At 46.6% G+C, this 3,677-nt stretch carries 4 protein-coding genes; 1 reads left to right on the top strand and 3 read right to left on the bottom strand.

The window, feature by feature from the left end; genetic code table 11:
• From AC4E7D_RS12780 to AC4E7D_RS12770, 3 genes are all read right to left on the bottom strand, one after another.
• Positions 1 to 240, bottom strand: a 240-nt coding sequence (locus AC4E7D_RS12780) for a uracil-DNA glycosylase (protein ID WP_490174176.1), incomplete at its 3' end; no start/stop codon positions are given.
• An 87-nt stretch (positions 241 to 327) separates the two neighbouring features.
• Positions 328 to 1,392 carry a DUF6340 family protein gene (locus AC4E7D_RS12775; protein WP_490174175.1) on the bottom strand — a complete coding sequence of 355 codons (1,065 nt, stop codon included), beginning with the start codon at positions 1,390 to 1,392 and terminating at the stop codon, positions 328 to 330.
• 32 nt (positions 1,393 to 1,424) lie between these two features.
• The gene (locus AC4E7D_RS12770) at positions 1,425 to 2,474 is read right to left on the bottom strand and encodes a DUF6340 family protein (protein WP_490174174.1); all 1,050 of its coding nucleotides are present in this window, start codon (positions 2,472 to 2,474) and stop codon (positions 1,425 to 1,427) included.
• A 226-nt stretch (positions 2,475 to 2,700) separates the two neighbouring features.
• On the opposite strand from AC4E7D_RS12770, the gene AC4E7D_RS12765 reads away from it, so the two are divergent.
• Positions 2,701 to 3,677: MutS2 family protein (locus tag AC4E7D_RS12765; RefSeq protein ID WP_490174173.1), on the top strand; the 977-nt coding region annotated here is incomplete at its 3' end.

Here is a 3,677-nt window from a genome sequence, read left to right as displayed (position 1 = left end):
AACCGAAAAACACAACCCATTCGCCTGACCGTATCCATGGTAGGGATCCTGACCGATTATAACTACTTTGGTATTTTCAAAGGGGCTGTGATCAAAAGCGGCAAAAATATCTTTTCCCCTGGGATAGCAGGTGGTCCTGGAATACTCATTCTTTACAAAGGCTACCAGTTGCCCAAAGTAAGGCTTGGTGAATTCGGTTTGCATCTGTGCATTCCAGCTGGCATGGATATTCACGTTCATGGATATGGCTGTCTCGGCTCTTTAAAGCAAAAATAAACCATTCGTTTTAGGGTACAAAGACAGGCGAAAATAAGGCCCCTCTAGAATTTATCGCCCGGACAGTAGTAGTTCTTCCTGAACAAGTTGCCTTTGGGAGATCCTGCGCTCAAGTTCGGTGATGTAGTCCATTGTTTCTTTGCTATTGTGGTATTCCGAAGCTTTTACGGCCCAGACCAATGCTTCTTCCAGGTTCTCCATTACCTCATGTACTACAGCCAAATTATGGCAGGCCATAGCTTTTAGCTTGTTTTTATCGCCGTCAAGCTCCTTTTTCCATATGGTAATCGCCCCTTCCCAGTCCTTTTCTTCCACCTTGTGCTGTGCGGCTATAAAACCTTCGGTGCCTTTTGTGAAATAGCTGCGATAAATTGTGGTTTCATAGGGTTGCAGGCGGGAACCGTATGCGCTGCCTGAGTTCCTGCTTTTTAGCATTAATGAATCGTGCCTGCTGCCAATATTCCGATAGGCCCCAAGGGGACTAAGGGCTACAGCATTGGTTGTTAGCTGTTCCTTGTAGGTGAATTCATCCAGCACCTCCTCCTGGAAAGGGTCATAGATCCTCCACCCATTTTCTATCAGGGTTTCCAGGGTTAGCTGATGTCCTTTTTCGGCTACAGCCTCCCTCATCAGATCACGCTGATAGATCTTCGTCCTTTTTAAGGTAACTTCTGTATTCGCATTGTAAAAGTCCAGGGAAAAGACCGCATCCAGTCCATAGCGTTCACAGAACATTCGTATGGCCTGCCAGGAACTTTGGGTTACCTTTCCCTCTTCCGTCTGAATTAATTCTCCTCCTTCTGATAGTTTGATGATCGTATCAAATCTGGGGTCCTGCAACAACTGCTTCAACAAACCATCGAGGGCGGCCTCCATGCCTTTTTTGGCAAGAAAGTCGTCGTCCCTTGAAATCAGATCATCTATCTTTTGTACGGGTTGCTGTTTTTTATCCGAGAGGTGTATACTCTTTACCACGCCAATCCTTTTCATCGCATGCGGAAGTTTAACAGGAGCGGGCTCAACAATTCCAAAGGCCAGGTCCTTGGTATTTCGGCAACCGCCCAGCAGTAATAACATTAGGGCACAAAGAAACAAGGAAGAGATTGGCTTTTGCATAGCACTGGGTGTTTTGCCCAACATCTTTTAGATTAACGGGTATTGAGTTGTTCTCTGAGCAGCTCGTCCTGTCGCTGGCGAAACCGAAGGGAATTGAGGTAACGGAGCGCGAGATTGTTTCCGTAATCCGCATAGGATCTTGAAGCCCATTCCATTGCTGCCTGGATATCGCCATTTATTTCGTTAATAATAGCCATATTGTAGCAGGCCCTTCCGGCGATCTTTGGTTTGGGGTGGCTGACTTCCATGGCCCATAATTCAGCCGCGCCGTCCCAGTCACCCACCTGTGCCCTTCTCCTCGCAATTTTGAAATTAACGCTCCCCCGGACAAAATAGTTCCTGGCGATGCGCCTTCTGAGGGGCAATAAACGACTGCTGTAGTTTTCACCGAGGTTCATGCTACTTTCCAATACGGCTTCCTTTCTGTTGAGAATGGCTTCATAGGCCTTCACGGGGTTCAATCCCTTTCCCGAGGCCTGTACCTGTCCTTCGCAAAGAAATTCATCTGCCAGCCGCTGCTCCTTTAGATCGTAGATCCTCCAACCGTTTTTGATCAAGGTATTCAGGTGCAATTCGTGCGCAGGTACATTTACTTTGATACCCAACTCATTGGGGAGCGGAAGGGTAGTCATGTTGTAAGACACCCGGGTATCCGTATCATAAAGGGCCAAAGAAAAAATTACGTCCACCTCATGTTCACGGCAGATCCGCTCCACTTCATCCCAGGATAATGTGGCCGGTAAAACGCTTAGTCCTTTCTTTGACTTTTCATCAGAAATGATCTTGATTTCATCAAAATTATCGTTTCGTCCTAACGCAACAGATAAGGCTTCTACCGCTGCCTGGGCACCTTCTTTATCGAGCAGACGCCCTTCAGCAGACAAGATCTGATCAATTTGATCTATGCTCTTATTTTTTTCTGAGGGAAGGCTACGGTTGATAATCCCAACCTTATTAGCCTCCGGGGAAAGCACCACTGCAGCAGGCTCGGTTATCCCCATCGTTAGCCGGTTTGTGGCACTACAACCAATCATCAAACTGGCCAGTATACATCCAAAAAACAGAGTGTGAAGTCTTTTCATGGGTCGTATTTTAAATAACAAGCTACTTCCCATTTTCAAGCTGAGGTTCCCTACTAGAAAACACCTATACGGCCCGTTTATTGCCCTAAATCAGTAAAATTCTCAGTGGTATCAGCATTATTGTGTGAGTGAGGTAAAGGTGACGACCAACCACTATTTCTGCGCACATGACTACGGTTTTAGGTCTCCGAGCGAATGACTACCTTTGCGCAGCAGTAAAAATATCATGAGCGGCATTCTAAAAAAGACATTACAGGATCTTGAATTTCCGACGGTTTTACAACAGGTAGCCGCCTATTGTAACACGGAACCGGGAAAGGAAAGTGTGTTGCATATCAGCACTATAGAAGATCGGGATGAACTGCTACACGCCCTGGGAAAGACTTCGGAATACCTGTCCTCTTTCAGCAACGAAAACCGGATTCCCAATCACGGTTTTGATTCCATTAATCCGGAATTGCAGTTGCTGGGTATAGAGAACACACTTCTCGATGTTGAAGGTTTTCGTAAGATATCGGGTATCTGCCAGACGGTATTTACACACAAACGATTCTATAAAAAATTCAAGGAATATTATCCCCTCTTGCATCAATCTGCTGAGCTGCTAGAAGAACATCCGGAAATAACGGAAGACATTAACCGTGTCATCGACCGCTTCGGAGAAATAAAAGACCGGGCTTCCGAAGCCCTGTTCAGGATCCGAAGGGAAATGAATCAGGTTAGGGGTAAGATCAACCAAAGTTTTAACGCCGCACTCAACCGGTATCACGCCTCTGAGTTCCTGGATGACATCCGTGAATCTGTGGTCGAAAATCGTCGGGTCCTCGCAGTTAAGGCCATGTATCGAAGAAAGGTCAGGGGCACGGTCATGGGCAATTCTAAGACGGGTAGTATCGTCTATATTGAACCAGAGGCTGCCCTGAAGTACAGCCGTGAGCTGAACAACCTCGAGTTTGAGGAACGGGAAGAAATACAGCGGATACTGAAAGAACTGACAGATATTGTACGTCCCTACCGGGAGCTTTTAGGGAGCTATCAGGAGTTTTTAGCCCAAATTGACCTTACGGCCGCAAAGGCCAAATATGCGAAAGATATCCATGCTATCCTGCCTGAAATAAACGAGGAACAACGCCTGTACCTCAAGGATGCCTACCACCCCCTGCTGTTTCTGGCGAACAAGAAGATCAAGCAAAAAACATGGCC

The organism is Lentiprolixibacter sp. (assembly GCF_982873095.1).
The sequence above is the reverse complement of the archived record's forward strand: the minus strand, read 5'-3'. Positions and strand labels throughout refer to the sequence as shown.